This window comes from Subtercola boreus (assembly GCF_003399645.1).
GTDB lineage: Bacteria > Actinomycetota > Actinomycetes > Actinomycetales > Microbacteriaceae > Subtercola > Subtercola boreus_A.
The window spans coordinates 178,776-200,867 of the sequence record NZ_NBXD01000030.1; the positions used below are offsets into that span (position 1 = coordinate 178,776).

Consider the following 22,092-nt stretch of genomic DNA (forward strand, 5'->3'; position numbering starts at 1 on the left):
CTATGGCTGTCTCAGATGAGCAGGTCGTGCTACTGTCCGACGCCGGAATACCGATCGGAGTCGCTCCCAAGGCGACCGTGCACACGGCCGACACTCCCCTGCACCTCGCGTTCTCCTGCCACGTGTTCGACGTCACGGGCCGCGTTCTCGTGACGCGCCGCGCACTGTCGAAGCGCACGTGGCCCGGGGTCTGGACGAACTCGTTCTGCGGGCATCCCGCACCCGGTGAATCGTTCGAGGGCGCGCTGGAACGCCGCGCGCTCGATGAGCTCGGACTGGGGTCGGGCGCGCTCACGAAGGTCGAGGTGGCGCTGCCCGACTTCCGCTACCGAGCGGTCGACGCGTCGGGCATCGTCGAGTACGAGATCTGCCCGGTGTACTCGGCGGTGCTGGAGGCTCCGGATGATCTGCAGTTCAGTACCGACGAAGTAGTCGAGGTTCAGTGGTGCGAGCCGTCCGCGCTGCTGGCCTCCATCGAGGCGACGCCGTGGGCGTTCAGCCCGTGGCTGACGCTGCAGCTCCCCTCGCTCATGGCGGCCCGCGCCGAGCTCGCGGCCTGAGCCCCTTCGCGAGACGAGCGGGGATGGCGTGGTCAGACCTGGATGCGGAATCCACCCTCGACAGGGATGAAGCGCACGTCGGCGAGGCTGTCGACCACGAGGTCGGCATCGAGTTCTGACGCGGAGTGGGTTCCGACGACACCGATGGTCGTGCATCCGGCAGCCCGGCCTGCGGCGAGCCCCGCGGGGGCGTCTTCGAACACCAGACAGTCGCGCGGATCGACGCCGAGACGCCGGGCGCCCTCCAGGAACGGGTCGGGATTGGGCTTCCCCAGCGGGGTGTCGTCGATTGTGACGACGGTGGCGGGCGCAGGGATGCCCGAGGCCGCCAGTCGTACCCGAGCCAGATCGCGCGTGCACGAGGTGACGATCGCGCGGCGCGGGTCGGGCAGGCTGCCGAGGAGTTCGGCAGCACCGCCGAGCGGGGTGACGCCGTCGAGGTCGACGAGCTCGAGTTCGAGGATGCGCGCGAACGCCTCGTCGACGTGCTCTGGCGCGATGACCGCGGCGACGAGACCGAGGGCGGGCTTGCCGTGCATGCCCTCCCGGAACGCAGGGTCGAGGCCGTACTCGCGGCCCCAGGTGGTCCATGAGCGGTCGACGGCGGGGGTGGAGTCGATGAGGGTACCGTCCATGTCGAAGAGCGCGGCGCTGAAGACGCGGTGCCGGATGCTGGTGGCCGGGTCGCGTGGGGCGGGGTCGCGTGGGGCCGGGTCGTGCGGGGCCGGGACGCGTGGGGCGCGGACCGCCTCGGTGGGGTGGTGGGTGTCGCTGGGGTGGGGCTGGGTCATCGGGTTCCTCCCCGTCGAGCGTAGCGGCCAGCGCGCGGGGCGGGGCGGCAGGGGGGCGCGTCCGCACGGGAGGCCATCCGGGTCGCGGGCCGGGTCGGCGCGGGCGGCCGGGGCTGCACTCAGTCGCGGTCGTAGGGGGTCGACTGGTCGAGGGTGAAGTTCCCGTCGGGTTCCCAGCGCGCCGAGAGCGCGACAGCCGGAACGAGCAGGCCCGTCTGGTCGCGATGGTCGGTCGTCGTGAGAGAGACCTGAAGCCCGCGGGCTGCGACGACAGCGACGTTCGCGCAGGTCGTGCCGTAGTCCGTGGCGTTGCCGTAAACCACGAGGCACACTTCGTTCGCCGTGTTCACGGCCGCGTAGACCGCGCCCGCGGTGTACTGGCCGCTACTCAGGGAACGAAAGGATGCCGGCCGCAGATCGACCGGCAGCGGCTCAGGCGGGAGATCTGCCGCCGACTGAGGCTGCGAGAAGATCGCCGCATACGAGTCGGCACCGATGCCGGGTGGAAAATTCGGGAACGGGGAGGCAGTCAGAGCCGGCGCAGCGGCGGCCGTCGAACTGTCTGCGGCGCCGTTCTCCCCGGCGGTGCCGTACGACGTACCGGAGCGGTCGGGGGCACTGGTGGAACCGGCCTCCCCCTGGCTCGCCGACCCGGCCGACGACGACCCGGGCCCCGCTCCCCCACCGAAGACCGCCGCGGCCGCTAAAGCGAGTCCGCCGGCCAGGCAGACCGCGGCCACGATGGCGCCGGCCACGACGAACGTCCGCCTCCGCCCGTGCTCCGGTCGGGCATCCGGAACCGCCGCATCGACCGCCTCGAGCGTGTCCCGGCGGTCACGTTCGATCATGGCCTCGAACGCCTGGAGCACCTCCAGCGCCCGGCCCTCGCGCTCCCCCGCGCCGCCGGCCTCGCCCGGTACCCTGCCGCCCGCGCCGCCCGCCTCTCCTCGAACCGCCGACCCACCCGCGTCGGGCCGGCCGTAGGCGGCGCGCTGCAGACCGGCGAGCGGGGCGAGGGGGGAGGCCGTGCCACTCGGTGCATCCAGCTCCGGATGCTCGAGCCACCACAGCGCGTCACCGACGTCGTGGCGCCCTGCGTACGCTTCGGCCACGGCCTCCCGGAACGCCGCATCGCGCTCGAAGCGCGCGTACCAGTCGCTCACTCGGCCCTCCGCTCGTCGTGCTCCCATCTTCGCCTGCCGAGCTACGCCGCGCCACCGCGCCCGTCACGACACCGCGCCCGCCGCGCCCGCCGCGCCCCGCCCCGCCCCGGCGCCGGCGGCGGCACGGGGTGGGTCAGCCGTGGCCGCCGAGGGTGGTGGGTTCGGAGGTCGAGGGCCGAGCATCCGGTGCCGTGCCCACCGCAGGAGCCCCCGTCTCGACCGCATCGGCATCCGGGGCCGCACCCGCGGCGAGACCCCCCGTCTCGAGCGCAACGGCGGCCCGGGCCACCTCGGCTGCCTCGCTCAGCTCGGCGACGCCCGCCGGGGTACCGGAGTCGTCGGCGGGGGTGGGCGCAGCACCCGACACGTCGGTGCGGTGGAAGTTGAGGTGCGACCGCGACGCCGTGGGGCCGCGCTGGCCCTGGTAGCGCGAGCTGTAGACGCCCGAGCCGTACGGATGCTCGGCGGGCGAGCTGAGCTGGAAGAAGCAGAGCTGGCCGATCTTCATCCCCGGCCAGAGTTTGATGGGCAGCGTGGCGACGTTCGAGAGCTCGAGGGTGACGTGGCCGGAGAACCCAGGGTCGATGAAGCCCGCGGTCGAGTGGGTCAGCAGGCCGAGGCGGCCGAGGGAGCTCTTGCCTTCGAGTCGCGCGGCGATGTCGTCGGGCAGCGTGATGAGCTCGAAGGTGGAGCCGAGAACGAACTCGCCGGGATGCAGGATGAACGGTTCGTCGGCCTTGGCCTCGATGAGCCGGGTGAGCTCGGGCTGGTCTTCTGCGGGGTCGATGAAGGGGTATTTGTGGTTGTCGAACAGCCGGAAGAACCGGTCGAGCCGCACATCGACGCTCGACGGTTGCACCATCGCGGGTTCGTAGGGCGCCAACCCCACGCGCCCACTGTCGAGTTCGGCCCGGATGTCGCGATCGCTGAGAAGCACGCCGCCAGCCTACCGACACGGCGCGACCCGGCACGGTCCGGCGAGGCGGTCCGCACAAGGGTCAGTACGACTGCGGCTGCGTGAAGAGCCCGTTCGGGTCGTACTGCTGCTTGAGGGCTGTCAGGCGCGGCAGATTCGCTCCGAAGTAGGCGGTCTGGGCATCCGGAACCGCCTGGTCGCAGTAGTTCACGTAGGCCCAGTTCTGCCAGTGGCTCGTCATGGTGCCGCGGAACGAGCGCACGTACGCGTCGAACGGGGCGGGGTCGGCTCCGACCGCGAATGTCGCCGTGTACTGCACCGTCATCAGCGCCCTGCGGTGCACGAATGCCGTGGCCAAGGGGTCGATCGTCGAGACGGCGCCGCCGAGGGCATCGAGCGAGATGCCTCCCTCGGTCATCCCGCCCACGGACTGCGCACCGTTGACGGCAGCAATGAGATCGGAGATACCCGAGGCGTCGAGCGTGGCGTAGGCGACATTCGAGGTGGCGGATGAGGGTTCCCGCGTCAGCGCTCCGCCCTCGCCCGTGTTGCACTGTGCGATGGGCGTGTTCTGGCAGCCCGCTTCGATCATCATCGCCTCGAGGTAGGTGTGCGGGAACGACTGGTTGTCTGTCGGATCGCCGGTCACACCCGCGAGAAGGGGCGCGAGCAGGCGCTCGAGATCGCCGATGTCACCGACGAGGGTGCCCGAGACCGAGACGCTGGGGTCGCCCGCGTGGGTCTCGCCGCCCAGCAGCTTGAGGGTCGACCAGAGGCGGTCATCGGCCCCCGGCGCCCACCCCTGCCATGACTCGATGACCTCGGATGCTCGGGACCACGGCCATTCGACGTACCAGGTGTTCACGTTCGGCGCCGATTGCGTAGCGAACGTGAGGCCCGTGACGACGCCGAGCTGGCCCCCTCCGCCACCCCGGCAGGCCCAGAAGAGGTCGGAGTCGGTGCTCTCGCTGGCCTGGTGCACCGTTCCGTCGGCGGTGACGATCTCGACGGCGGTGAGCTGGTCGCAGGCCAGGCCGAATGATCGCACCAGAACCCCGACGCCGCCGCCGAGGGTCAGGCCGGTGACGCCGACGGTCGCGCACGATCCGCCCGCCACGGCGCGCCCTGCGGTGCCGACGGCGTCGTAGACCTGCGCGAGCGAGGCCCCCGCGCCGATCTGGGCCGTGGTGCTCTCGCCCGATCCGCTGAGGGTGACGTCGGTGAGCGTCGCGGTGCTGATGACGAGGGACGGGGCGACGCCGGTTCCGGATGCCCCGCCCGCCGAGTAGCCGATGTAGTTGTGTCCGCCCGAACGAAGGGCGAGTGGCAGCGCATATTTCGTCGCGAACGCCAGCCCTGCGGCGACGTCGGCGGCGCTGGAGGCTTCGAGGATCGCCAGCGGCTGCGCGTCGTCGAACCGGGGGTTCTCGGTCAGCTTGACGGTGCCGTAGCCGGCGTCTGCGGGCAGCACCAGGGTGCCCTGCACGGCACTGGCGAGTTCGTTCCACACCGGCGGGCCGGCCGGAACGACAGTGGGGGTCGGGATGGTGGTCGCCGGCGGAGTGTGATCGGGCCCGGTGCACGCCGAGAGCAGCGCCGTCACAGCGGTCGTACCGCCTGCCGCGAGAACGAAGTGCCGCCGTGAGACCCCTGACATGCGGCAACACTATCCCCAGCCGGGCCTCACCCGAACCGGCGAATGTACATCTGTGACAAAGTCTCGTATTCTTGATGGGAAAGCGACACTTACTCACTAAAAGAAGGACTCCTCATGAGCGGAACACCCTACGCCGGCGCCAACCCGGTCAAACTCAACACCCTGGCCATCGTGGCGATCATCGGCGGCTTCGTCTTTCCCCTCGCCGGGATCATCTGCGGCGTGATCTCCCTCCGGCAGATCAAGGAGACGGGCGAGCGCGGGCACGGGCTCGCTCTCGGCGGCATCATCGTCGGAATCGCGGTGATCATCATCGGGCTGCTGGTCGGCATCATCAGTGCCGTCGCGGGTGCGGCGATGGGCGCCGGGTACTAGGCGATCGCGCGCTAGAGGCGGGCGATGCTCGTGATGTCCTCGAGGAACGCCTCGGCGACCTCCGGCGAGACCGTCGCCCGTGTCTGGCGCACCGCGCGCAGGTAGTCGTCGGTGCGGGGGCCGGTGGCAGCGCGTGCTTCGCCCACGGGGTACAGCGCGTTCTCGAGCGCGTGTTGCGCTGCTTTGTGCGCTGCGTACTCGATGTCGGCGGGTGAGAAGCCTTCTGTCTGCTGCACGAGGGCAGCCACATCGACGTGCGGCAGGGCCTCGGCGGGAATGTACCGCGACCAGATCGACTCCCGGGCCTTCTCGTCGGGCAGACCGATGGGGATGACGTAGTCGAACCGGCCGTGCCGGAGGAAGGCCGAGTCGAGCGAGCGGATGAAGTTGGTGGCGCAGACGAGAAGCCGGTTCGGCTGGTCGCGGAACGTCGGAATGATCTTCAGGAGTTCGTTCGTCACGCCCTGCATCGCTGACGGCGGTTCGCCGCCGCGCTGGACGGCGATCTCCTCGACCTCGTCGATGAAGACCACGGCGTGCTCGAGGTGACTGATCTTCTCGAACGTCTCGCGCAGAGCGCCGGCAAGGCCCGCGGGGTCAGAGGCCAGGCGCGAGGGGAAGACCTCGACGAACGACCACTCGAGCCGCGAGGCGATGGCGCGGGCGAACGTGGTCTTACCGGTGCCGGGGGGCCCGAAGAGCACCACCGCGCTGGGCGGCACGACGCCGAACTGTTCGGCCAGGTCGGCCTTCGCGAGGGGCATCACGAGCCGTCGCTCGAGCAGCTCCTTCTCGGTCTGCATTCCGCCGATCGACTCCCAGAGCCCGCGCGGGAGGATGCGTCCGCCGAGCTCGCTGAGCGCGCTGAGTTCGTTGCGCTGCACCGGGATGCGGCGCTCGAAGTAGAGGAGGTTCTGCTTCGCCTCGAACCCCTGCTCACGCAGCGAGTCGACCCGCAGCGCGGTGTCGGGAACGAGCACCGACAGCTTCGAGAGCCCGAGCGGCGCCATCCGTTTCTCGAGCGCCTGGAGCAGCTTGCCACCGACTCCCTGTCGCTGGTGCGCCGCGGCAGTGGAGAGAAAGACGATCCAGCCCTGTGCGTGGGCCGCACGGCCGACCGCAGCACCGATGATGACATCGTCCTGCACCGCGACGACGGCGTGGTCCGCCTGGCACGAGGCGAGAACCTCGCTGAGTCCGTACACCGGTTCGTACTGGGAGTCGCGCATCTCCGTCCAGAGCGTGAGAACGTCGTCGATGTCGTCGGAGTGGAAATCCCGGATGGTGAACGAGGCCATGTCAACTTCCCTGTCGATTCGAGTAAGGCTACCGTCGCCGGGCACGCCGGAGGAAGTCGGCGACCACCGCGGTCACGAACTCCCGCCGTTCATCGAACAGATCGTGCGTTGCACCGGGCACGCTAGAGCTTCTTCGACGACCGGAGAATCTCGGCGAGCTCGGTCATGTGCGCGGCCTGGGAGGCGTAGTCGAGGGCGGCACCGTTCCAGGAGTGGATCTGGCCGGCCTGCAGGGCAGGGTCTGAGGCGAACGTGGCCTGCATGAGCAGGTCGCTCTGCTGGTAGCCCTCGACGTTGACGAGCAGAACGTCACCGCTCATCACCTGGCCCGCGTTCTCCCAGCTGTAGATGTCCCAGTAGTAGTAGCCGTCGGGGTTCCTGTCGGTGAAGTCGACGCCGAGGCTTTCATAGAGCTCAAGCTCGGGCTCGTCGTTCGGCTTTGCTACGTAGAGGCCGTCTGCGTCGGCGTAGAGCTGGGTCACCTCGAGGTCGGTCTCCTGTGCAGCGGCAGTGAGGTCGGCGGCAGCGGTGTCGTACTTCGCCTTCGCCGCGGCGACCGTCTGCTCGCTGGCCCCGAGCGACTCGGCGAGCCTGTTCATGCTCGCGATGACATCGCTGCCTTTGCCGCCGATCTCGATCGCCACCACGGGGGCGATCTTCTCGATCTGCGCCTGCTGCTCCGCGTCGGCGAACGCATACAGTGGCCCGGCCAGGTCGAGCGTTCCCTCGCGGTCGGTCGGGTAGATGCCCGTCACGATGAGTTCGGGTGCTGCTTCGGTGAGGGCTTCGAGGTCGATCTCGCCGTAGCTGTTGCCGACGATCGCCGTGTTCTCTATGTCGTACGACGCGAAGCGAGGGTCGCTCGCGACATCCGTTCGGCCGAAGATCGCGACGGGGTCGATGCCGTAGCTCAGAAGACCGAGGGCGTAGTCGGCGTAGCTGGCGACCTTCTCGGGGCGCTGGTCGAGGGTGACCATCTTGCCGGTGTCGTCGGTGTAGCTCCAGGGGCCCGAGGCGACGGAGTCTGCGACAGCAGCGGAGCCGGGGGAGCTCGGGGTGGAGCAACCGGCGAGGCCGACGAGCGCGAGTGCGGGGATGAGGAGGAGGGCGGCGGACCGTCTGAGAGAGGGAAGGATTTTCACATTAGTTAGGTTAGCCTATCCTTACTAAGCCTGTCGACCGTCCTCCGGCAACGGACGGGCTCGACGCCTACCTGTGCTCGGTGTCCACGGGTACGACGAGCGGCGATCCGCAGCTCGGATCGGGAATGACGAGAGCCTCGAGATCGAAGGCCTCGCGCAGGATCGCGGGCGTGAGAACCTCCCACGGCGTGCCGTCTGCGATCACCCGTCCGCCGCCGAGAACGACGAGTCGGTCGGAGTACCGCCCGGCCAGCGAGAGGTCGTGCAGCACCATGACGACGGTCGCGCCATGTTCGCGGTTGATGCGCCGCACGAGGCGCAGTACGTCGAGCTGGTGGCTGAGATCCAGGAACGTGGTGGGCTCGTCGAGCAGGATGGTCGGCGCCTCCTGGGCGAGGATGAGCGCAATCCACGCCCGCTGCAACTGCCCGCCCGACAGCGACCCGGCGTCGCGGCCCTCGAGCCCTCGCAGCCCGGTCGCCGCCAGTGCCGCGTCGACCACCGCCGAGTCGTGCGGGGTGAACGGTCGCAGCAGGCTCTGGTGCGGGTGCCGCCCGCGCGAGACCAGGTCGCGCACGGTCGTGGCGGAGGGGGTGAGCGGCTTCTGCGGCAGGATCGCCAGCCGACGCGCCACCTCCCGTGTCGACAGCGAGCGCACCGGATGGCCGTCAAGTTCCACTGTTCCCGCACCCGGGGTGAGCAGGCGACCGAACGCCTTGAGCACCGTGGACTTGCCGCTGCCGTTCGCCCCGACCAGCGTGGTCACCCGGCCGCGCTCGATCCGTAGGTCGAGCCCATCGAAGATCACCGACTTCTCATACGAGAGCGTCACGCGGCGCGCCTCGAGCGCCGCAGAGTCCGCCGCAGAGCCATCCGCAGAGCCAGCCGCAGAGCCCGCCGGCGCCCCGGCCCGGCGGAAACGGGGGGTGGATGTCGCGGTCACAGGGTGCTCTCCTTCGTGTTGCGGCGCGTCAGCAGCCGGATGAGGTACGGCGCGCCGACCACGGCCGTGATGATCCCGACGGGAATCTCGCCGGGCAGCACTCCCCGCGCGAGCGCGTCGCCGCCCACCACGATGATCGCGCCCACCAGCGCGGAAGCCAGGAGCGGCGGGCGCCCCGAGCGCGCCACACGCCTGGCGATCTGCGGGGCGACGAAGGCGACGAACTCGATCGGGCCACTCGCCGAGACCGCCGCCGCCGTGAGCAGCACAGCGCAGAGGATCACGATCAGCCGATGACGCTGGAGGGCGACGCCCAGCCCTGTCGACACGTCGTCACCGAGCTGGCTGACCTCGAGATTCGTCGACTGCAGCAGCGCGATCGGCGTGACCACGACCAGCACGATCAACACCGGCCAGACGCTGGCCCACGAGATGCCCGAGAGGCTGCCCACCAACCACTGGGCGGCGGCCGCGGCATCCGTGATCTGCGCCTTCGCGATGAGGTAGCTGGTGATGCCCGTGAGCGTCGCCGTCGCGCCGATACCGATCAGGATGAGCCGGTAGCTGTCGACCCCTCCGCGCCACGAGAGGCCGTAGACGGCCGCGGCGGTGACCAGGGCGCCGAGGGTCGCCACGAGCGGCAGGCCGAGGCTCAGCAGGCCGGCCGCAACCGAATAGCCGCCGCCCGCGAGCACGATCGCCGAGACGGCGCCGAGGCTGGCTCCGGATGTCACGCCGATGATGTCGGGCGTCGCGAGTGGATTGCGCGCGAACGTCTGGGTGAGCGCCCCGGCGAGACCGAGAGCGGCCCCGACCAGCAGCCCCGCTGTCACGCGCGGCAGCCGGAGGTCGAGCACGATGAGACGCTCCGCGCGGGTGCCCCCGCCGACGAGGGTTCTCACGACGTCGGGAACCGTGAGCGAGCTCGACCCTGCAACGATGCCGAACAGTGCGGCGGCGATCGCGAGGAGCAGGCAGACCGCGGTGACGACCACCACGCGGCCCTGCCACTGGCGGCCGAAGAACCGGTGGCCGTCTCTCGACGGCTCGGCGCGGCGAGGCCGAGGGCCGGGCCGGGACCCGGGCCCGTTCCCGGGCTGCGGGGCGGGCTGGTTCGCGGTCGTCGCGGTCACAGGGTCGCCATCTTTCCGCGGCGCACGATGGCGATGAAGACGATACCGCCGACGACCGTGAGCACGACACCCACCGAGACCTCGGCGTTGCCCCCGATGAGGCGGCCGATCACGTCGCAGACGAGCAGCACCACCGCCCCGACGAGTCCCGAGGCAGGCAGGAGCCAGTGGTGGTCGCCGCCGACCAGGCGGCGGGCGATGTGCGGTGCGGTCAGTCCGACGAATCCGATCGGTCCCGAGATGGCCACGGCGCTCGCGGTGAGCAGGGTTATGCCCGCGAGCCCCACGAGACGGGCGCGCAGCAGGTTCTCGCCGAGGCCGTGCGCAAGTTCGGTGCCGAGCGCCAGGTTGTTCAGGGACCGGATGTTGGCGGCTGCGAAGACCATGCCGACGCCTGCGAAGAGCAGTGCGGCATCCACACCGGCCAGCGAACGGCCCGAGAGCGAACCCACCACCCAGATGCGGTAGGCGGCGAGCGTGGTCTCGTCGGAGAGCACGAGGAACGACGTGAGGGCCACCAGGAGGGAGGAGACGGCGGCACCCGCGATGGCGAGGGGCACCGGGCTGGAGAGCCCGCGGCCCAGGGCGGCGACCGAGAACACCACCACGCTGGCCACGGTCGCTCCGGCGAGGGCGAGCCAGAGGGTGGTGAGCACCGAACTCGTGCCGAGCACGTAGACGCCGATGACCACGGCGAAGCTGGCTCCGGCGGAGACCCCGAACAGGCCCGGGTCGGCGAGCGGGTTGCGCGTCTGGCCCTGCATCATCGCTCCGGCCACCCCGAGGCACACCCCGACGAGCAGGCCGAGCACGGTGCGCGGCACCCTCGAACCCCACACGACGGATGCGACATCCTGAGCCGGATCGAACAGGCCGGCCAGTACCGCAGTCGCGCTGATGAGGTTGCTGCCGAGCATCAGGCTGACCAGGGCCGTCGCGAGCACGCCGATGCCGAGCGCCAGCAGCACCAGGGGGCGCCGGGCGTGCGTCGACCGCCGCCGAGGATCGCCCGTCAGAGCGGTCGGGGCGAGGGCAGTGGGCGAGATGGGCACTTGGTAAGCTTAGCCTTACCTAATACGATGGCCGATATGGCCCGTTACCCCCGACTCATGCCAACCGACCCTCGACTCTTCACCGCGGAGGTTCTGCGGTCGGAGCGCCTCGCGCCGTCGTTCCAGCGCGTGACCGTCTGCGGGCCGGAGCTCGCCGGGTTCGAGTACAACGGCTTCGACCACTGGTTTCGGCTCTTCCTGCCTCCGCGGGCGGGGCTGCCGCTACACCTGCCGGCCGTTGCGGGTCGCGGTTGGTACAAACCGTATCTCGCCATTCCGGAGGGGACCCGCCCGCACTGCAGCAACTACACCGTGGCCGGCGTGCGCACGATCGACGGGCGCACGGAGCTCGACATCGATGTGGTCATCCACACGGATGCCCGGGGCACGGTCGCCGGAGCGGTGGCCATCTGGGCGACCACCACCACGCCCGGGTCGCCTGTGGCCCTCCTCGACCAGGGGACGCTGTTCGATCCACCGACCGACATGGAGGGCGTGCACCTCGTGTCGGACGAGAGCGGGCTGCCCGCGCTCCGCGGCATCCTGCGCCACCTCGGAGGACACCAGTCGGGCACGGCGATCATCGAGGTGCCGACGGCCGGCGACATCGAGCAGCTGGTCGCGCCCGCCGGGGTCGCCGTGACCTGGTTGACGCGCGATGCGGGCACAGATACGGGCACGGGGGCCGTCGCTGGAACGGCGCACGCCCCAGCCGCCGCCGAACACCATTCCGCACCCGGCCGGCGCGCCCTCGAGGCGCTCTGCGAAACCGTCACGCCGCACCCGCGGGACTACGCCTTCGTCGTCGGCGAATCGACCCTCGCGACCGAGGGCCGCCGCGCACTGCACCGCGCCGGCCTGCCGAAGTCGCGCATCACCTTCTCAGGCTTCTGGAAACACACCCCGCACGCCCACGCCGCCCCCTGAGCCGCAGCGCCCCGCCCCGGCCCGCCCCGGCCCGGCCCACCTCAGCGGAGGGGGTGGGGAAGGCCGTCGCGCACGGCCACCTCGACGTGGGCCCTGAACGCCGAGAGCTCACGCCTGACGATGAGGGAATCACCGCCGAACATCGACGCGAGGTGCTCGAGCGGACCGCGAGGGGTCCACTCGATTCGCATGAGGAGGCGAGACGACGTCTCGGTGAGGGGGTCGAAGACCGCCCGCCCGGCGAGCGACACCTCGCCCGAGGTGGTAATCCACTCGAGCATCCGGCCGGGGTCGTTGGCGGTGATCAGCGCGTCGTACTCCCAGTCCAGACCGGCGACCCGGAGTTCCCAGACCGAGTGCAGGGCGTCGGTGACCGTGACCCTTGTGACAGCGCCCATGAACGCCGGAAACTGGGCGAAATCGGTCCAGGCATGAAAGGCCTCCTCATGACCGATGGCGAGGTCGACGCGGTGATCGATTCTCTTCACAGACACTGCTCCCCCTCTCACGGACGCTCGCCGCGAGCCTACGCGCGGTCGACCAAGCTCCCGGCCCCGTGTCGCGGCGCGTCAGTCGGATGGCGCCTCGGGCGACGCCGACCGGCTGAGAGACCGCCGGTCAGGGCTGGGCGAGGGCCTGACCGAGGGCCGTTCCCGATTCCCAGGCGGTCGAGACGGCGGAGCGGGCACCCCACGCGTCGCCGCAGACACCCACGCGCACGCCGCCGGCGCGATCGGTGCGACCGGGGGCCGCGCCGTCACCGCCGCTGAGGAGGAACAGGTCAGGGTGCTGGGTGGCGGGCGAGGAGAAGGTCCAGCGGTGCGCGGAGGTCGAGACCGGGGCCTCCGACAGGCCGAGAAGTGCGCCGACCGCCTCGACGACAGGGGCGACAGCAGACTCCGGATGCTCGAGGTGCGCCCGTGCGAACGGCGCAGTGGTGTGCGCGACCAGTACCGGGGCTCCGTCGCCCCGACGGTCGCCGTCGTCGGCGACGAAGGCGAGCACCTCGGAGCCGTCGACGAAGGCCCCGTGCAGGTCGGCGGGCCAGAGCCGCTCGCGCCAGCGAGCGACCACGGTGATCGTGGGCTGCCAGTCTCCCGCGTCGGCGAGGCTGGCCGCGGCGATCGAGCCTGGCAGAAGCATCCGCTTCGCCTGCGGATCGGGCATGGCCAGCACGACAGTGTCGTACCGCGAGCCGAGAACGTCGCCGCCCTCGGGGATGCCTGCAACGTCGACCTCCTGGTCGAGCGGCACCCCGTCAGCCTGCAGCCGGTCGGCGAGGTCAGTGGCCAGCGAACGCAGCCCGGCGGGGGCGGCGTACCGCATCGGGCCGGACTTGGGCTCGTGCGAGCCGTCGGTCGCGTAGACCCAGAAGGTGTCGGTCCAGGGCCGCACCAGCCCGCGCGTGATCCAGTCATCGACGACGGAGGCGAAACCCGAGCCGTCTGGCACGGTGAAGTACCGGGCACCGATGTCGACGGGGCGATCATCCAGTCGCTTGCTGGCCAGTCGGCCACCGACCACCCGGCCGCGATCGACGACCCGCACCGCCACACCCGCGTCATGCAGGGCCCGGGCGCACGCAAGACCGGCGATGCCCGAGCCGACGACAAGAGTGTCGGATGTCGACACCCGGCCGGGCGAAGGGGACGCGGTCCCCGAAAGCTCACTCACTGTTGCGGGTCTGCGTCGAAGCCCTCGTCGATACCCTGGGGCACGTCGTCCTCGATTCCGAGTTCGACGGTATCGCCTGCGACGGGCTTCGGGTCGCCGAGCAGAGCCGCCCGGGAGTTGAGCGCGACGATGAAGGTGGCATCGGACACATCGGGGTCGTCGCCGGGTTCGGGAACAGCGACGAGCTGGCTCGCCGGCCCGAGCAGCATCGAGACCACACCGACCGAACCGTCTGAGAGCAGGGCGGGAACCTCCACCGCGGCAGACGTCTTGCGGCGAGCGAGCGCTTCGGCGTAGTGGATCACCGCATCAGCGATGTCGTCACCGGTACGGACTTCGCCCCCCGCAAAATGTACGACTTTCATTACTGAAACCTACCCACCGTCACGTCCGTCGAGAAAGGGATTGCGCATCTGCCGTCGGAGAACGACTATCGGGCGGGCGGCGGAGGCGACTCGTTCGAGACCTCGTCTGGCTCCTCGTCCAGAGCCGGCACCGGGATGACCGCGATGTCGATCCCGCGCGTGAGTGCCAGCAGCGCCTGCCGTGGCCTGCCTTCCCCGACATTGACGCTCAGCCATCGCGTTTCGTCGGAACCGAGGCCGGCAGCGATCTCGGCGAGGAGTTCGTCGAGGTCGCGGTTGCCGACGCTGTACGGCTGGCCGCCGTAGAAGAGATTGATGCGCTTCACCTCGTACCCCCGTTGCCGCTGCTGCTGCCGCCGCTGCCGCTGAGGGGTGAATCCGGTTCGGGAACGAGCTGCAGGCCCCCGTTGGAATTCGCGGTGTCGCTGAGAACCTGGATCCACGCCGGATTGATGCGCGGCATCTTCCCGCCGTTGTACTTGTAGACGATCGGTAGCGCCGGATGCACCCAGACCGTCGTGCGCCCGTCGCCGATCGCCTCGTCGTCACGCCAGCTGAAGTTGAACGACTCGCCACGGCGGAGCTTTGCACCGATGACGATCTGGATGTGAGCCAGCACCCGGTCTTCGAAGTCGACCTTGAGAACCGAGTCGTAATTGAACGTTCCCATGAAATCTCTCTGCTTCAGGCGCCGACGCGGCGCGACCTCAGACTACCGGGCTTCGGGGTGCGAGCTTCGAGAGCGCGCAAACGCGTCGCCTGTCACAAGTCGGCCGCGTGATCGGGCACGTACTTGTAGCGGGCGCGGTCGGGGCGCTCGTAGTCGTCCGCCGACGGGCGGGGCGGGATGTCGACCTTCTCGGGAACGCGCGGCTCGTAGGGCACCTGCGAGAGCAGATGGCTGATCGCGTTCAGGCGGGCCTTGCGCTTGTCGTCGCTCTCGATGGTCCACCACGGCGCATCCGCGTGGTCGGTCGCCTCGAACATGGCATCTTTGGCTCGGGAGTAGTCCTCCCACTTGGTGATCGACACGACATCGGTCTCCGACAGCTTCCAGCGTCGCATCGGATCGTTCAGTCGCGAGTGGAAGCGCTCCTCCTGCACCTCGTCGGACACCGAGAACCAGTACTTGACGAGGATGATGCCGTCTTCGACGAGCATCCGCTCGAAGGTCGGCACCTGGTGCAGGAACCGGCGGTACTGCTCCGGAGTGCAGTACTCCATCACGCGCTCGACGCCGGCCCGGTTGTACCAGGAGCGGTCCATCAGCACGATCTCGCCCGCGGTCGGCAGATGCTCGATGTAGCGCTGGAAGTACCACTGCCCCTTCTCGCGATCGTTCGGCGTGGGCAGTGCGGCGACACGAGCCTGGCGAGGGTTGAGGTACTGCATGATGCGTTTGATCGCGCCGCCCTTGCCCGCGGCATCCCGCCCCTCGAAGATGACGACCACGCGCGTGCCGGTCTCGACGACCCACTGCTGCATGCTCACCAACTGGATCTGGAGTCGCTCGAGCTCTTCTTCATAGACGTGCTTCGGCATCCGTTCGATCATCTTCCCACTCTGGCCCATCGGTGGGCACCCCGTGTGGGGGTTGTCGAGATTCGGTCTCTGTGCAGGCCTGTCAACCCACTCCGGGGTGTGTTTGTGTGAATACTCAGCACTCTAGGCTTGCCACATGACTGAACCCACACTCAAGACCGCTGCAGTCATCTACAATCCGATCAAGGTCGACCTCGATGCGCTCCGCGAGGCCATCGACTCCGCAGCACGCGACGCCGGCTGGGGCGAGTCCGTCTGGCTCGAGACCTCAGTCGACGATGTCGGCCAGGGCGTGACCCGCCAGGCCATCGAGCTCGGTGTCGACATGGTCATCGCGGCCGGCGGCGACGGAACCGTTCGCGCGGTCGCCGAGGCGCTCCGCGGCAGCGGCATCTCGCTCGGGCTCCTCCCGTCGGGAACGGGCAACCTTCTCGCCCGCAACCTCCAGCTCACGCTGAACAACGTTCCGATCGCCGTCACCACAGCCTTCACCGGCACCGACCGGGCGATCGACCTGGGTGTCATCGACATCGAACGCAGCGACAAGAGTCGCGACCGGCACGTCTTCGTCGTCATGGCCGGCATGGGCATCGACGCGAAGATGATCGCCAACACCGACGACGACCTCAAGGCCAAGGCCGGGATCGCGGCCTACGTCGGCGCGATCAGCAAGTCACTGCGCGACCCGCATGAGCTGCACATGCAGTTCAGACTCGACGACGAGCCGCCCAAGCGCACCACCGTGCACACGGTCATGCTCGGCAACTGCGGGTCGCTGCCGGCGAACATCCTGCTGATGCCCGACGCGAAGATCGACGACGGCCTGCTCGACCTCATGCTGATGAGGCCCGGTGGCGTGCTCGGCTGGATCCGCGTCTGGGTGAAGGTCGCCTGGCTGAACGGTATCGTGCGGCGCACCAAGGCCGGTAAAGCGCTCGCCGGTGAACACCGGAACGACGGCGACCTGCACTACCGCACCGGGAGAAAGTTCACGGCACGGCTGTCGCGCCCCGAGGAGATCGAGCTCGACGGTGACGGTTTCGGTAAGGCGACCGCGTTCAGAGCCTGGATCGAAGCCGGCGCACTGAATGTGCGCGTTCCGGTCGACGCCTCCTGATCGGCGCACCCGTGCAGCAGTACAGGGTGTTCCGGATGCCCGTGCGGGCCGGGGGCGATCGACCCACGTTCCTGCTGCTGCACGGTATCGGGCTCTCGCACCGCTCCTTCACGCGGGCAGCGAAGGTACTCGCCGGGCACGGTGACATTGTGGCGATCGATCTGCCGGGGTTCGGCGGCACGCCGCGGCCGAAGCATCCGCTGAGCGTGGAGGACGTCGCGCGGGGCGTCGGCGACGTGCTCGTGCGCACCCGCACCGGGCCGGTCATCGCGGTGGGCCACTCGATGGGAGCGCAGTTCGCCCTCGAACTCGCGCTGCAGCGCCCCGAGCTCGTCACGGCCGTCGTGATGATCGGGCCCGTGGTCGACCCGCTGCGGCGAACCCTGTGGCAGCAGGCGATGGCGCTGCTCCGGGATACGGCGTTCGAGCCGCTCCGCACGAGTCTGATGGTTCAGTTCGACTACCTGCGCTGCGGGCCGCTGTGGTTTCTCGCGGAGACCCGGGCGATGCTCGCCTATCCGACCCACGAACGCCTGCGGGCACTGACGCAGCCGCTGCTGGTGCTGCGGGGGGCGCACGATCCGATCGCCGACGAGGCGTGGGTGGTGCGGGCGGCAGCACTCGCGGGGTCGGGCGGGGGCCCGGTGTCCAGCGGCGGCGGCGGCCCGGCGATCAGCATCCCGGGCTTCCGGCACAACGTGGTGCACTCCGGGCCCGCGGCCACAGCGGGGCACATCGCCCGCTTCGCGGCCAGGCTCAGCGCGAGCGATGTCGAATGAGGGGCGGTGCCGTCGCCTGAGAGACACGGCACCCTGCGCGGAGCGCTCGAACACCGCGCCCGCCACCTGATTCAGGCGCGGCGGGCACGGTGTCTTCGCGAGTCACAGGCGCGAGCGCGTGCGCTACGAGCGGCGTACGGCGCCACGGCCCGCGAAGCGGGTGTAGATGACGAGAACGATGATCGCGCCGATGATCGATCCGATGATGCCAGCGGGCTGGAAGAAACCGTCCATCGGGTCGTGCTGGAAGATGAGGAAGCCGAGGAACCCACCGACGAACGAACCGATGATGCCCAGGAGGATTGTCATGGGGATGGAGATGTTCTGGCGACCGGGAACGATCAGGCGGGCGAGTGCGCCGGCGATGAGGCCGACGACGATGAGGCTGATGATGAGACCGAGCATGGTGTGCATCCTTTGTTCTCGCGCCGGGGGGGGCGCTTCGGGTACCGCTCGGGATGAACGGCTAGGTATAGCGAACCACCCCGGGAGGTGGCCCGAACCACCCCTAGGGGTGGTCTTTCCGCCCCAGGGGTGCTGTAGCTTCGTAAGGGTGAGCGAAACGACAGCGACCCGGCCCATCCGCGTGGCGCTCGTCGACGACTACGACGTCGTGCTCACCGGCCTCGCGCACATGTTCGACCGCTATCGCGATCGCGTGCTGGTCTGCGAGATCGACGCCAACGCCGAGCTGAGCGACGAAGTCGACATCGTGCTGTACGACTCGTTCGCGCAGCCGGAGTCGGACCACCAGGAGCTCAGCGCTCTCGTCGCAAACCCCCGGGCGAGCCGGGTCGTCGTCTACACGTGGAACTTCCAGCCCGAGCTCGTCGACAGCGCACAGCGCCAGGGCATCCACGGCTACCTCTCGAAGACCCTGCCCGCCCGTGACCTCGTGGCGGCGATCGAGTCGGTGCACGCCGGCGAGACCGTGATCAGCGACGCTCCGAAGCGCGCCGGCAGCGCCCTCGGCCTCGACTGGCCGGGCCGCCACGAGGGCTTCACCGACCGCGAGTCCGAGATTCTGGCGCTGATCACGCAGGGCAAGAGCAACGCCGAAGTCGCGACGCTCACCTATCTCAGCGGCAACACGGTGAAGTCGTACATCCGGAGCATCTATCGCAAGATCGATGTGACGAGCCGCACCCAGGCCGTGCTCTGGGGCATCGCGCACGGCTTCGCGCCCGACCACCACCGCATCGACCATTGGCTGGGCGGCCCCTGACCTTCGAAGATCGACTCGCGGCCTCGTCGTCTGAGCGCATCCGCAACATCGAGCTGTTCGAGCTGCAGGTCAACGAGGGGCCGTGCCTCGACTGCTTCCGTACCGGTCACCCGTGATCAACGCGGGCATCACGGAAGCGAGGTGCTCGCCGAGCAGCTGCAGACCGCGCTGAACAACCGTGTTCTGATCGAGCAAGCGAAGGGAATGCTCCCGGCTCGGGCGAACATCTCGCCGAACGCGGCATTCGACGTCATTCGCTCACACGCCCGCGCGAACAACAACCGGCTGCTCCACGATGCCCAGCGCGTCATCGACGGAACCCTGGTGCTGCGAACGGGCGTACTCGTCGACCAGCCCGCGCCCGCATCCGCGCCCGCATCCGACATCACCCCATGACTGCCGAGCAGCTCACCGCCGATCAGCACGATCGCGCGCGAGGTCGTCAATCTCACCCTGCAGGTCACCTGAGAACAGGGTGCCGCCGCACCGGGAGCACCGGGAGCTACTGCACAGGGCTATTGGACAGAGGCGGTCAGCCGGGCGAGGTTGTCGAGCACCTGTGACCGCACGGGGCGCTTCAGCCACTCGTCGAGCTCGAGTTCGTGCGAGCGGCTGCGGTAGCTGTCTTCGACGCGGCGCAGGGAGTCGACGAAACGCTTGCCCCGCACGAGCAACGACACCTCGAAGTTGAGGCTGAACGAGCGCATGTCCATGTTGCTCGAGCCGATCACCGCCACGTCGTCGTCGATGGTGAAGTGCTTCGCGTGCAGCACCACCGGTTTCTCGTAGAGGTAGATGCGCACGCCGGCACGAAGCAGGGTCTCGTAATAGCTGCGCTGAGCGTGGTAGACCACAGCCTGGTCGGCGACCTCGCAGGCGAAGAGCTGCACCTTGACGCCCCGCTCGGCAGCGGTGGTGATCGCGAAGAGCATGGAGTCGTCGGGCACGAAGTAGGGGCTCACGATGACGAGTCGCTCCTGCGCGGAGTAGAGCAGCGCGTTGAAGAGCCGCAGATTGTTCTCACCCTCGAACCCCGGGCCGCTGGGCACCACCTGGCAGTCGAGGGACTCGTCGGAGGGCACGACGCGAATCGGGTCTGCCTCACGGCTGAGCAGATCGTCTGTCTCGCTGTACCAGTCGGTGATGAAGATGGCGTTCACGCCTGCGACGACCGGCCCCTCGAGCCGCACCATCAGGTCTTTCCACTGCAACTTGCGCTTGATGTTCCCCCGCGTGTTGTAGCTCGGGTCGACCATGTTCTGCGAGCCCATGAACCCGATCAGACCGTCGACGACGAGCACCTTGCGGTGGTTGCGGAGGTCTGGCCGCCGCCATTTCGTTCGGAACGGATAGAACGGCAGCATCTCGTGGAAGTCGATTTCCGCCGCGCGCAGCCACCTCCTCGTCGCACGCCCCTTCGGGCTGCGGATGGTCGAGATGTGGTCGTACAGTACCCGCACCTTGACCCCGCGGCGGTGCGCCGCGAGCAGGGCCTCGAAGAACGGCTTCGTCGTCTCATCGCGGCTCAGGATGTAGAACTCCGCGTGCACGTACCGCTCCGCCGTCTCGACCGCCGCCGTCATCGATGCGATGGACTCCTCATAGTCGGGCAGCAATTCGGCGTCGTTGCCACCCACCAGGGGCATCGCACCGAGAGTGCGATTGAGCTCGACGACTGACTTGAACCACTTCGGCCAGGTCTTCGTCTTCGACACCCGGTCGAGCCCGGCCGTGGTGTCGAGAATGTAGTCGTTGATCTCCTGCTGCTTCTCCAGCCGTTCCTTCGGCAGTTTCGTCGTGCCGAAGAGGCTGAAGAACAGGCTGCCGGGGATGGGCGCCACGAAGATCGCCATCAGCCACGCCATGGCCGCCGTCGGCCGCCGGTTGGGCGGCACGATGATCACCGCCGCGATGCGGATGAGCACCTCCACGATCAGGATGACTGCCGGCAGCGATTTGGGCAGTCGTCGGCGTTTCATGTCTGCACCATATCGTCTGAACCACAGGTCACTCGAACCGCAGATTCTCCAGGCCGTGGGCAGCGCTGTCTGCCACCCGCACCATACGGGGAGCCAGCACCTCCTCCAGCACGAGCTCGACCGTGTAGTGGGTCGTCGCAGCGAGCAGATGGCCGGCTGCGGCGAGCCCGGCCCGGTCTTTGGCGCCGACCGCGACATGCAGGTGCACGGTGGGCGTGCCGGTCTGCTCGTTCCAGACCAGGGAGCCACTGCCGATGCCCTCGGTGTAGGCCACCTCGACGGCAGCGGGCAGCGGTGGCTCGGGGTCGGCGATGGGTTCGTGGCTCGCAATGAGACGCACCGAACGGAAGGCCCCGAGGAACACGGGGATGTACCCCTGCCGCACGTCGTGCTGCCGGCAGGCTTCGACAATGGAGCCGATGACGTCGTCTCCCGCCTGGAGCACGACGCCGATGCGGCGACCGGTGGTGAGTTCTCTGCTGATCATGGTGCCCCCAGGGTGCGACCGGCCTTCTGCTGGTGTCACCACTGTGGCAGAACATCGAGGTGCGCTCGACATAGGCTGGCGGTATGACGTCGACTTCGGCCGTGAGGGAGCACCGGTGACAAGCACCTTCCCGGGCATCCCGACGCCCCGGCGCACCACCGACGACGAAGACCGGATCCGAAGCGCGGTGCTGCGGCATGTCAGGGAGGCGGCCGAGAACCGTCGCCCGCTGCCCGGTGAACTCGAGCTGGCCGCGACACTCGGATGCTCCCGACAGCAGTTGCGGCACTCCCTCCTCGAGCTGGAGCGTTCGGGCATCCTGCGTCGCCGACAGGGTGCGGCAACCACGGTCGACCCTGTGGCCCTCCGCATGAGCGTGCGGATGGAGGAGCAGTTCGAGCACGCCGAACTGCTGACGCGCATGGGGTACACGGCCACGGTCGAGGTGTTGTCGCGGTCGGTCGGGGCCATCCCTGTCGAGGTTCAGGCGCTGCTCGAGAGCGACCCTGCCTCGCTCTGCCTGTTCACCGTCAAGCGGTGGCTCGCCGACGGCGTGCCCGCGATGGTGGCCGACGACCGGCTGCTGCTGCCCCCGGGCATGACCCAGGAGCCGGGCGGCTCCGTCTTCTCGGCCGCCGCCGATGTCTGGGGCGAGCCGGTGATCTGGGAGATCGCCACGCCCGGGGCCGCCATCGTCGATGAGCGCATGAGCGGGCTGCTTGCGCTGCCCCTCGGTTCGGCGGTGATGACGCTGGAGCAGATCGGCGTCAGCGCGAGCGGCCGCCGCCTCTTTCACACCGTCGAGTACCACCGGCCGGGGATGGTGAACCACTCGCTCGTGAGAACGGTGCGCCCACCCTGGTGCACCAGCTGAGTACACCGCCGACACACTCACTTGTTTACAAGTTCGTCACACGGTTGTAAAAGAGGGTGACGGATGGCACTGCAGAGTAGAGGAGGGCCCTCC

Annotated in this window: 26 protein-coding genes and 1 pseudogene; 9 read left to right on the forward strand and 18 right to left on the reverse strand. The window is 69.0% G+C overall.

The annotated features are described in order from the left end of the window. Positions 1–2: 2 nt before the first annotated feature. Positions 3–560 (forward strand): isopentenyl-diphosphate Delta-isomerase, encoded by a 558-nt coding sequence (idi, locus tag B7R24_RS15475; protein WP_116419853.1) that lies wholly within the window; start codon positions 3–5, stop codon positions 558–560. Between the two features lie 32 nt (positions 561–592). Here the strand turns inward: idi and B7R24_RS15480 are convergent, their stop codons facing one another. The 4 genes and pseudogenes from B7R24_RS15480 to B7R24_RS15495 all read right to left on the reverse strand — a co-directional run bounded on the left by B7R24_RS15480 (position 593) and on the right by B7R24_RS15495 (position 5,087). Beyond that, positions 593–1,351, reverse strand: coding sequence for an HAD-IA family hydrolase (locus tag B7R24_RS15480; protein WP_116419854.1), 759 nt, complete (start codon positions 1,349–1,351; stop codon positions 593–595). A gap of 119 nt (positions 1,352–1,470) precedes the next feature. Continuing rightward, entirely contained in the window at positions 1,471–2,514 is a 1,044-nt protein-coding gene (locus B7R24_RS15485; protein ID WP_116419855.1) for a hypothetical protein, read from the reverse strand. Positions 2,515–2,875: 361 nt separating this feature from the next. Further along, a pseudogene (dcd, locus tag B7R24_RS15490) lies at positions 2,876–3,451 on the reverse strand (dCTP deaminase); the annotation flags it as partial. Between the two features lie 61 nt (positions 3,452–3,512). Further along, on the reverse strand, positions 3,513–5,087 hold the full coding sequence (locus B7R24_RS15495) for an FAD-dependent oxidoreductase (protein WP_116419856.1): 1,575 nt from the start codon (positions 5,085–5,087) through the stop codon (positions 3,513–3,515). Between the two features lie 114 nt (positions 5,088–5,201). Here B7R24_RS15495 and B7R24_RS15500 point away from each other — a divergent pair, with 114 nt between their 5' ends. Continuing rightward, positions 5,202–5,462, forward strand: coding sequence for a DUF4190 domain-containing protein (locus B7R24_RS15500; RefSeq protein ID WP_116419857.1), 261 nt, complete (start codon positions 5,202–5,204; stop codon positions 5,460–5,462). 11 nt (positions 5,463–5,473) lie between these two features. Here the strand turns inward: B7R24_RS15500 and B7R24_RS15505 are convergent, their stop codons facing one another. The 5 genes from B7R24_RS15505 to B7R24_RS15525 all read right to left on the reverse strand — a co-directional run bounded on the left by B7R24_RS15505 (position 5,474) and on the right by B7R24_RS15525 (position 11,030). Continuing rightward, entirely contained in the window at positions 5,474–6,760 is a 1,287-nt protein-coding gene (locus B7R24_RS15505; protein WP_116419858.1) for an ATP-binding protein, read from the reverse strand. Between the two features lie 122 nt (positions 6,761–6,882). Next, on the reverse strand, positions 6,883–7,902 hold the full coding sequence (locus B7R24_RS15510) for an ABC transporter substrate-binding protein (protein ID WP_116419859.1): 1,020 nt from the start codon (positions 7,900–7,902) through the stop codon (positions 6,883–6,885). 67 nt (positions 7,903–7,969) lie between these two features. After that, the gene (locus B7R24_RS15515) at positions 7,970–8,845 is read right to left on the reverse strand and encodes an ABC transporter ATP-binding protein (protein WP_116419860.1); all 876 of its coding nucleotides are present in this window, start codon (positions 8,843–8,845) and stop codon (positions 7,970–7,972) included. Beyond that, complete coding sequence (locus tag B7R24_RS15520; protein WP_216363724.1) at positions 8,842–9,978, reverse strand: FecCD family ABC transporter permease; 1,137 nt, start codon at positions 9,976–9,978, stop codon at positions 8,842–8,844. The genes B7R24_RS15515 and B7R24_RS15520 overlap by 4 nt, the downstream gene beginning before the upstream one ends. Next, a complete protein-coding gene (locus B7R24_RS15525; RefSeq protein ID WP_216363726.1) occupies positions 9,975–11,030 on the reverse strand; it encodes a FecCD family ABC transporter permease in 1,056 nt (351 codons plus the stop codon). Before B7R24_RS15525 ends, B7R24_RS15520 begins: the two co-directional genes overlap by 4 nt. A 57-nt stretch (positions 11,031–11,087) precedes the next feature. Between B7R24_RS15525 and B7R24_RS15530 the strand changes: the two genes are divergently transcribed. Further along, complete coding sequence (locus B7R24_RS15530; RefSeq protein ID WP_253259496.1) at positions 11,088–11,957, forward strand: siderophore-interacting protein; 870 nt, start codon at positions 11,088–11,090, stop codon at positions 11,955–11,957. A gap of 41 nt (positions 11,958–11,998) precedes the next feature. On the opposite strand, the gene B7R24_RS15535 is transcribed toward B7R24_RS15530, so the two are convergent. The 6 genes from B7R24_RS15535 to ppk2 all read right to left on the reverse strand — a co-directional run bounded on the left by B7R24_RS15535 (position 11,999) and on the right by ppk2 (position 15,550). Continuing rightward, the gene (locus B7R24_RS15535) at positions 11,999–12,451 is read right to left on the reverse strand and encodes an SRPBCC family protein (RefSeq protein ID WP_172583002.1); all 453 of its coding nucleotides are present in this window, start codon (positions 12,449–12,451) and stop codon (positions 11,999–12,001) included. Between the two features lie 124 nt (positions 12,452–12,575). Next, complete coding sequence (locus tag B7R24_RS15540) at positions 12,576–13,589, reverse strand: NAD(P)/FAD-dependent oxidoreductase (RefSeq protein WP_116419863.1); 1,014 nt, start codon at positions 13,587–13,589, stop codon at positions 12,576–12,578. 38 nt (positions 13,590–13,627) lie between these two features. Beyond that, positions 13,628–13,996: a hypothetical protein gene (locus tag B7R24_RS15545; RefSeq protein ID WP_116419864.1), complete on the reverse strand. Its 369-nt coding sequence runs from the start codon at positions 13,994–13,996 to the stop codon at positions 13,628–13,630. Positions 13,997–14,061: 65 nt separating this feature from the next. Beyond that, positions 14,062–14,322: a hypothetical protein gene (locus B7R24_RS15550; RefSeq protein ID WP_116419865.1), complete on the reverse strand. Its 261-nt coding sequence runs from the start codon at positions 14,320–14,322 to the stop codon at positions 14,062–14,064. Beyond that, a complete protein-coding gene (locus B7R24_RS15555) occupies positions 14,319–14,666 on the reverse strand; it encodes a DUF7882 family protein (RefSeq protein ID WP_116419866.1) in 348 nt (115 codons plus the stop codon). The genes B7R24_RS15550 and B7R24_RS15555 overlap by 4 nt, the downstream gene beginning before the upstream one ends. 92 nt (positions 14,667–14,758) lie before the next feature. Further along, positions 14,759–15,550, reverse strand: a complete 792-nt coding sequence (gene ppk2, locus B7R24_RS15560; protein WP_253259938.1) for a polyphosphate kinase 2 — start codon at positions 15,548–15,550, stop codon at positions 14,759–14,761. A 124-nt stretch (positions 15,551–15,674) separates the two neighbouring features. Between ppk2 and B7R24_RS15565 the strand changes: the two genes are divergently transcribed. Both B7R24_RS15565 and B7R24_RS15570 read left to right on the forward strand, forming a co-directional pair. After that, entirely contained in the window at positions 15,675–16,655 is a 981-nt protein-coding gene (locus tag B7R24_RS15565) for a diacylglycerol/lipid kinase family protein (protein ID WP_116419868.1), read from the forward strand. A gap of 11 nt (positions 16,656–16,666) precedes the next feature. Further along, positions 16,667–17,434 carry an alpha/beta fold hydrolase gene (locus B7R24_RS15570; RefSeq protein ID WP_116419869.1) on the forward strand — a complete coding sequence of 256 codons (768 nt, stop codon included), beginning with the start codon at positions 16,667–16,669 and terminating at the stop codon, positions 17,432–17,434. Between the two features lie 123 nt (positions 17,435–17,557). Here B7R24_RS15570 and B7R24_RS15575 read toward each other — a convergent pair whose 3' ends face one another. Continuing rightward, a complete protein-coding gene (locus B7R24_RS15575; protein WP_116420017.1) occupies positions 17,558–17,839 on the reverse strand; it encodes a GlsB/YeaQ/YmgE family stress response membrane protein in 282 nt (93 codons plus the stop codon). Between the two features lie 148 nt (positions 17,840–17,987). Between B7R24_RS15575 and B7R24_RS15580 the strand changes: the two genes are divergently transcribed. The 3 genes from B7R24_RS15580 to B7R24_RS15585 are packed head-to-tail and all read left to right on the forward strand — an operon-like array spanning position 17,988 to position 19,055. Next, positions 17,988–18,659 (forward strand): response regulator transcription factor, encoded by a 672-nt coding sequence (locus B7R24_RS15580; protein ID WP_253259497.1) that lies wholly within the window; start codon positions 17,988–17,990, stop codon positions 18,657–18,659. Beyond that, positions 18,641–18,775, forward strand: a complete 135-nt coding sequence (locus B7R24_RS18330; RefSeq protein WP_301182493.1) for a hypothetical protein — start codon at positions 18,641–18,643, stop codon at positions 18,773–18,775. The genes B7R24_RS15580 and B7R24_RS18330 overlap by 19 nt, the downstream gene beginning before the upstream one ends. A gap of 25 nt (positions 18,776–18,800) precedes the next feature. Next, positions 18,801–19,055, forward strand: a complete 255-nt coding sequence (locus B7R24_RS15585) for an ANTAR domain-containing protein (protein ID WP_216363729.1) — start codon at positions 18,801–18,803, stop codon at positions 19,053–19,055. A 119-nt stretch (positions 19,056–19,174) separates the two neighbouring features. Here B7R24_RS15585 and cls read toward each other — a convergent pair whose 3' ends face one another. Both cls and B7R24_RS17690 read right to left on the reverse strand, forming a co-directional pair. Further along, positions 19,175–20,638 (reverse strand): cardiolipin synthase, encoded by a 1,464-nt coding sequence (gene cls / locus B7R24_RS15590; RefSeq protein WP_116419871.1) that lies wholly within the window; start codon positions 20,636–20,638, stop codon positions 19,175–19,177. A gap of 28 nt (positions 20,639–20,666) precedes the next feature. Next, the gene (locus tag B7R24_RS17690; RefSeq protein ID WP_172582867.1) at positions 20,667–21,125 is read right to left on the reverse strand and encodes a PCC domain-containing protein; all 459 of its coding nucleotides are present in this window, start codon (positions 21,123–21,125) and stop codon (positions 20,667–20,669) included. 43 nt (positions 21,126–21,168) lie between these two features. Between B7R24_RS17690 and B7R24_RS15600 the strand changes: the two genes are divergently transcribed. Then, positions 21,169–21,999, forward strand: coding sequence for a GntR family transcriptional regulator (locus B7R24_RS15600; RefSeq protein WP_172582868.1), 831 nt, complete (start codon positions 21,169–21,171; stop codon positions 21,997–21,999). Positions 22,000–22,092: the final 93 nt, after the last annotated feature.